The 6,483-nt window shown below is 67.3% G+C and carries 6 protein-coding genes; 5 read left to right on the forward strand and 1 reads right to left on the reverse strand.

The features are described from left to right. Nucleotides 1–223: 223 nt before the first annotated feature. Complete coding sequence (locus tag LXM94_RS00950; protein ID WP_235769271.1) at nt 224–2,527, forward strand: putative bifunctional diguanylate cyclase/phosphodiesterase; 2,304 nt, start codon at nt 224–226, stop codon at nt 2,525–2,527. 92 nt (nt 2,528–2,619) lie between these two features. After that, complete coding sequence (locus LXM94_RS00955; protein ID WP_235769272.1) at nt 2,620–2,808, forward strand: hypothetical protein; 189 nt, start codon at nt 2,620–2,622, stop codon at nt 2,806–2,808. A 12-nt stretch (nt 2,809–2,820) separates the two neighbouring features. Here LXM94_RS00955 and LXM94_RS00960 read toward each other — a convergent pair whose 3' ends face one another. Then, on the reverse strand, nt 2,821–3,294 hold the full coding sequence (locus LXM94_RS00960; protein WP_235769273.1) for a DUF1579 domain-containing protein: 474 nt from the start codon (nt 3,292–3,294) through the stop codon (nt 2,821–2,823). 101 nt (nt 3,295–3,395) lie between these two features. Between LXM94_RS00960 and LXM94_RS00965 the strand changes: the two genes are divergently transcribed. From LXM94_RS00965 to LXM94_RS00975, 3 genes are all read left to right on the forward strand, one after another. After that, nucleotides 3,396–3,845 carry a MarR family winged helix-turn-helix transcriptional regulator gene (locus LXM94_RS00965; protein ID WP_235769274.1) on the forward strand — a complete coding sequence of 150 codons (450 nt, stop codon included), beginning with the start codon at nt 3,396–3,398 and terminating at the stop codon, nt 3,843–3,845. A 64-nt stretch (nt 3,846–3,909) separates the two neighbouring features. After that, the gene (locus LXM94_RS00970) at nt 3,910–4,920 is read left to right on the forward strand and encodes a ligase-associated DNA damage response exonuclease (protein ID WP_235769275.1); all 1,011 of its coding nucleotides are present in this window, start codon (nt 3,910–3,912) and stop codon (nt 4,918–4,920) included. A gap of 6 nt (nt 4,921–4,926) precedes the next feature. Further along, the coding region (locus tag LXM94_RS00975; protein ID WP_235769276.1) for a cisplatin damage response ATP-dependent DNA ligase at nt 4,927–6,483 on the forward strand (1,557 nt) is incomplete at its 3' end.

The following is a 6,483-nucleotide window of genomic DNA, read 5'->3' on the forward strand; positions in this document are numbered from 1 at the left end:
GGTCTGTCCGGGCTTTGGGGCCTTGCCCGGATGATATTCCGGCCTCCCGCCGGGCGAATACCCGCTCTCGTTGCTTGCGGCGGCCGGTGTATCAGTTCGATCCACCGCATTTCGCGTGTTTCCTTCAACTTTGCATAACTACTTAGAGTGTAGTGTCGTGGTGTTTGGGAAGTCCGGATCGCGTCGCTCGCCGGTCCGGAGAGGAAGGTGCGCGCGAAGGTCCATGTCCATAAATCGGCTCCCCCTGGCAAATGACGACGACCTCGATCCGGCGCTGCGGCTGATTTCGGCCGGCGAACGGCTGATGAAGGAGGCGCATCGCCTGTTCCCCGTCGCCTTCGACCAGACGAACCGGAACGTCTGGCTGGAGGCGATGATCGACGAGGTGCCGGACTACCTCTATTTCAAGGACCGCAACGGCTGTTTCGTCGTCGCGAACCGCGCCATTTCCATCGACAGCCTTCCGAACGGGTACGAGAGCCTCGAGGGCCTCTCCGATTTCGACATTCATCCCGAGCATGTGGCGCGCGGCTTCTTCGAGACCGAGCAGGAGATCATGCGCAACGGCAATCCGATGCTCGACATGGAGGAGTTCATCCGCGATGCCCGCGGCACCCCGAAATGGATGCTGAGCTCCAAGCTGCCGATCCGCGACCATACCGGCGAAGTGGTCGGTCTCGTCGGCATCGCGCGCGACATCACGGAGCGCAAGAAGGCGGAAAGCCTGCATGTCGGCCAGGCGCATCTCCTGAAGATGATCGCGCTCGGCGCACCGCTCGTCGACGTTTTCTCCTCGCTGATCCTGCTGATCGAAGGACAGGTGCACGGCGTAATCGGCTCCATCCTGATGCTCGGTGGCGACGGCCGGACCATCCGCCACGGCGCGGCGCCGAATCTCGACCCGCTCTATTGCAAGGCGATCGACGGTATTGAAATCGGCCCCAAAGTCGGCTCCTGCGGCACCGCGATGTGGCGGGGCGAGCCGGTCATCGTCACCGACATCCTGACCGACCCTCTCTGGGAAAGCTTCACCGAGCTCGTGAAACCCTACGGTTTCCGGTCCTGCTGGTCCGCGCCGATCCACTCCTACCAGGGCAAGGTGCTCGGCTCCTTCGCGCTCTATTCGTGCACGCCCGGCAAGCCGAGCCCGGAATGCCAGAAGCTCGTCGGCATGGCGACGCACATTGCCGGTATCGCCATCGAGCGCAAGGAGGCCGAGGACCGCATCCAGTTCATGGCGCATCACGACACGCTGACCGGCCTGCCGAATCGCGGCATGCTCGCCGAGCGCGTCGCAAGCGCCATCGAGAATGCCGACGACGGCGCCGGCGGCGTGACGCTCGCCTTCCTCGACCTCGACAATTTCAAGCTGGTCAACGACAGCCTCGGTCACAATGCCGGCGACGAGCTCCTGAAGGCCGTCACCGAGCGCATGCTGCGATGCGTGCGCGCGAGCGACACGATCATTCGTCTCGGCGGTGACGAGTTCGTGGTGCTGCTCGGCGGCAGGCTGCGGCGCGGCGAGACGGTCGAGGCGCGACTCGAAACGCTCCGGCAGGCGATCGCCGAGCCCGTCATGCTGGCCGGTCGGTCGATCCAGGTGACCTGCAGCATGGGCGTCGCCACCTATCCCGAGCACGGGCGCAACGCCACGGAGCTGCTCGCCAATGCGGACGCCGCCATGTATCATGCCAAGGAGAAGGGGCGCGACGCGCTGCAGTTCTTCTCCGCCGAGATGGCGACGCATGCGAAGGAGAAGCTGCTGCAGCAGGAGGAACTGCGCGAGGCGATCCTGCGCAAGCAGTTCCTGCTGCACTTCCAGCCGCAGATGGACCTTGCGACCGGCCGCATCTTCGCCGTCGAGACGCTGATCCGCTGGCGCCACCCGGAGCGCGGCATGGTCTCGCCGGGCAGCTTCATCCCGCTGGCCGAGGAAACCGGCCTCATCGGCCCGATCGGCGACTGGACGCTGAACGCCGCCTGCCGGCAGAACAAGGCCTGGCAGGACGCCGGCCTGCCGCCCATCGTCGTCAGCGTCAATGTCTCGGCGCGCCAGTTCCAGCAGAAGGACTGGGTGGAGCGGGTCGCCAGGGCGCTGAAGGACAGCGGTCTCGAGGCACGCTACCTGGAACTCGAACTGACCGAGAGCCTGATCATGCAGGACGTGCAGCAGGCGGTGGAGACGATGCACCGGCTGGAGGCGCTCGGCGTGCATCTGGCGATCGACGACTTCGGCACCGGCTATTCGAGCCTCAGTTCGCTGAAGCGCTTTCCCGTCGGGCGGCTCAAGATCGACCAGTCCTTCGTGCAGGACCTGCCTGCCGACCAGGACGACGCGGCGATCGCCCGCGCCATCGTGTCGCTCGCCCATACGCTCCAGCTCAAGGTGATCGCCGAGGGCGTCGAAACCCGCGAGCAGGTCGATTTCCTGCGCGAGGCCGGATGCGACGAGATCCAGGGCTACTATCTGAGCCGGCCGATCGAAGCGCGGGCGGTGGAGGCCCTGCTCCGGATTCCGAACATCTGAGCCGTCCGGATATCCGGGCGCATTGCGCAGGATCAATGCAGGCCGGCGGCTGTGCGTTATCGTCCCTGAGAAGCCGATCAGGGAGACCGACGATGTTTCGCCTCGCAGCCGTTCTTTACATTCTCGTTGCGACAGCGCTTTCGGGCGCCGCGGTCACGACCGTGCTGGCGCTGCGCCTGATGGAGCCGTGGCATCTGGCGGCTGCCTTCGCAGCGGGCCTGGCTCTTGCCGCGCCGCTCTCCTGGCTATTGGCGCGCAGGCTCGCCGGCCTCGTTCGCTGAAGCGGCGGCGGCTCACCGCCGCCAGAAATGCGTCTCCATGAACTTGTTCCAGCTTCCGTCTTCCGTCTCGACGAGGCCGGTGAAGGTGCGGTGGTTCTCGTCGACGAAGGTGATGACATCGCGGTAGCGGGCGGTCTTTCCCTCGACGTCGAAATCCGGCCCGTCGCATTCGAGCGTCAGCACGTTGCCGGTCGGGTCGAGGAAGCCCTCGTAGACCCAGAGGCGGTTCATCATCGAGCCCTGCCAGGTGCCGACATATTTGCCCTTGGCGGAGTCGAAGCCGATCGTCATGAGGGTTTCGCCGGGGGCGCCGCCGGGCATCTGGCCCTTGCCTTCGAGCACGACCCAGAAGCCGCCCATCGAGCGCACCGTCTCCGCCCAGACGCTGGCCTCCGGCGCCGCCTCGACGGCTGCCGGCGATTCCGCCCAGTCGCCGACCAGGCGCTCCAGCCAATGGTGCTCGGTCCGTGGTTCCTCCATCTTCATGCGATCCTCCCGCGCTTGTCGTGATTTGCGCCCAACGCGCCGAGGCACCGGGACGTTCCGCCGTCTTGACTTTATTACGTTGGTATCAACACTAATTAACGATGTCAAAACAGCCGCTGATTCCTTTCGAGACGACGCTCACCGTACGGGACTGCTGCCTGTGCCTGCATGCGCAGCGCGCGGCACGCGCGCTTTCCCGCCGCTTCGACGAGGCCTTCCGGCCCTTCCGGCTCACCAACGGCCAGTTCTCGCTGCTCATGTCGCTGAACCGCCCGGAGCCGCCGCCGATGGGACCGGTGGCGGCGTTGCTGGCCATGGACCGCACGACGCTGACGGCGGCGCTGAAGCCGCTCGAACGGCGCGGCCTGGTCCTTGTCGAACCGGACCCGCGCGACCGCCGCGGCCGCCTGCTGCGGCTGACGGAGGCGGGAGGGGCACTGCTTGCCGATGCGCTGCCGGTCTGGACGGCCGTGCATGCCGATCTCGATGCCGAGTTTGCCGCGGTCGACATGGATGCCCTGCGCGCCGGGCTCAGGGCGATCGCCTCCTGAGGCAAGGCGGCCGTCGCGACAACCGCCTCTGGCAGGGCCGGCGAAAGCCGCTATCTTCCTCCTCATGAAGCCAGACCAGCTCCTCCATCCGGCGCCTGCCGGCCTCTATTGCCCGGCGGGTGATTTTTATGTCGATCCCGTGCGCCCCGTCGCCCGCGCGCTCGTCACCCATGGCCATTCCGACCATGCCCGTGCCGGCCACGGCCGGGTGCTGGCGACGCGCGAGACGCTCGACATCATGGCGATCCGCTATGGCCCGGATTTCTGCGGCACGTCGCAGGCCGCCGCCCTCGGCGAGACGATCGACATCGGCGGCGCGAAGGTCTCCTTCCACCCGGCCGGGCACGTGCTCGGCTCGGCGCAGATCGCGATCGAGACGGGTGGCACGCGCTTCTGCGTCTCGGGCGACTACAAGCGCGGCGCCGACCCGACCTGCGCGCCCTACGAGCCGGTCGCCTGCGACGTCTTCATCACCGAGGCGACCTTCGGCCTGCCCGTCTTCCACCATCCCGCCCCGAAGGCCGAGATGATGAAGCTCTTGACCTCGCTCCGCCAGTTCCCGGAGCGCAGCCACATGCTCGGCGCCTATTCGCTCGGCAAGGCGCAGCGCGTCATCCGGCTGCTGCGGGACTGCGGCTACCGGGAACCGGTCCATATCCACGGCTCGCTCGCAAGGCTCTGCGACTACTACGTCAGCCGCGGCATCGATCTCGGCGAACTCCGGCCCGCGACGCTGGAAAAGGGCGATGCTACGGATTTCCGCGGTGCCGTGATCGTCGGTCCGCCGTCGGCCTTCGGCGAGCGCTGGGCGCGGCGGTTCAGCGAGCCGCTCGTCGCCTTTGCCTCCGGCTGGATGATGGTGCGCCAGTGCGCCAGGCAGGGCGGCGTCGAGCTGCCGCTCGTCATTTCCGATCATTGCGACTGGCCGGAGCTGACCGAGACGATCCGCGAGCTGGCGCCGCAGGAGGTCTGGGTGACGCACGGCCGCGAGGAGGCGCTGGTGCGCTGGTGCGAGCTTGCCGGTATCGCCGCCCGCCCGCTCCACCTCGTCGGCTACGAGGACGAGGGGGACTGACCTGCCATGAAGGCCTTCGCCACCCTTCTCGACCGCCTCGTGCTGACGCCGTCCCGCAACGGCAAGCTGAAGCTGCTCGCCGACTATTTCCGCGACACGCCCGATCCCGACCGCGGCTACGGGCTTGCCGCCATTGCCGGCACGCTCGACCTGAAGAGCGTCAAGCCCGCCATGCTGCGCGAACTCGTTCTGGAGCGTCTGGACGAGGTGCTCTTCCGCTATTCCTACGACTATGTCGGCGATCTCGCCGAGACGATCGCGCTCGTCTGGGACCGGGAGCGGAAGGACGAGACGCCGGACGGCGCCCAGCCGCGCCTCGGCACCGTGGTCGAGCGCATGAACGGGCTCGGCCGGTTGGAGGTGCGCGCGGCGGTCCGCGAGCTCTTGGACCGGCTCGACCCCTCGTCGCGCTTCGCCTTCCTCAAGCTCGTGACGGGCGGCCTGCGCATCGGCGTTTCGGCACGCCTTGCGAAGCAGGCGCTCGCCGAATTCTCCGGCATGGCGGTAACCGAGATCGAGACGCTGTGGCACGGCCTCGCGCCGCCCTACGAACCGCTCTTCGCCTGGCTGGAGGGCAGCGCCGAGCGGCCGGTGCTCGCGACCCCGGCGATCTTCCACTCTGTCATGCTCGCCAATCCGGTCGGCGAGGGCGACCTCGAGGCGCTCGACCCGGAGAACTTTGCCGCCGAGTGGAAATGGGACGGCATCCGCGTGCAGCTTTCCGCCGCGGGGGCGACGCGGCGGATGTATTCCCGCTCCGGCGACGACATCTCCGCCGCCTTCCCGGACATCGTCGGGGCGATGAGCTTCGAGGGCGTCGTCGACGGCGAGCTGCTCGTCGGCGGCACGGCGCGGTCGAACAGCGCGACGCGCACCTTTTCGGACCTCCAGCAGCGCCTCAACCGCAAGACGGTGACCGCGAAGATGCTTCAGGACTATCCCGTCTTCGTGCGTGCCTACGACGTGCTGTTCGACCGCGACACGGATGTGCGTCCGGAAGGGTTTTCCCTCCGCCGCGAACGGCTCGCCGCCCTTGTCGAGCGGGCGCCGCACGACCGCTTCGACCTCTCGCCGCTCGTGCCCTTCGGCTCCTGGGACGAACTCGACCGGCTGCGCGCGGCACCGCCCGATCCGGTGATCGAGGGCGTGATGATCAAGCGCCTCGACAGCCCCTACCAGGCCGGTCGCCTCAAGGGCCCGTGGTTCAAGTGGAAACGTGACCCCTACACGGTCGATACCGTGATGATGTATGCGCAACGCGGCCACGGCAAGCGGTCGAGCTACTATTCCGACTTCACCTTCGGCGTCTGGGCCGGGGCGCCGGGCGAGGAGATGCTGGTGCCGGTCGGCAAGGCCTATTTCGGCTTCACCGATGCCGAACTCGAGGTGCTCGACCGCTTCGTGCGCAACAACACGGTCGACCGCTTCGGCCCGGTGCGGGCGGTCCGGGCGGAGCCCGGCTTCGGTTTCGTACTGGAGGTCGCCTTCGAGGGCATCAACCGCTCGACGCGCCACAAGTCCGGCATCGCCATGCGCTTTCCCCGCATTGCGCGGCTCAGGCAG

It is taken from the genome of Rhizobium alarense (genome assembly GCF_021555155.1).
Lineage (GTDB): Bacteria > Pseudomonadota > Alphaproteobacteria > Rhizobiales > Rhizobiaceae > Rhizobium_D > Rhizobium_D alarense.

Bases quoted from the DNA above. Each gene is read 5' to 3' on its own strand.
- LXM94_RS00950 (WP_235769271.1), top strand. From the start codon at position 224: ATGTCCATAAATCGGCTCCCCCTGGCAAATGACGACGACCTCGATCCG.
- LXM94_RS00955 (WP_235769272.1), top strand. From the start codon at position 2,620: ATGTTTCGCCTCGCAGCCGTTCTTTACATTCTCGTTGCGACAGCGCTT.
- LXM94_RS00960 (WP_235769273.1), bottom strand. From the start codon at position 3,294: ATGAAGATGGAGGAACCACGGACCGAGCACCATTGGCTGGAGCGCCTG.
- LXM94_RS00965 (WP_235769274.1), top strand. From the start codon at position 3,396: ATGTCAAAACAGCCGCTGATTCCTTTCGAGACGACGCTCACCGTACGG.
- LXM94_RS00970 (WP_235769275.1), top strand. From the start codon at position 3,910: ATGAAGCCAGACCAGCTCCTCCATCCGGCGCCTGCCGGCCTCTATTGC.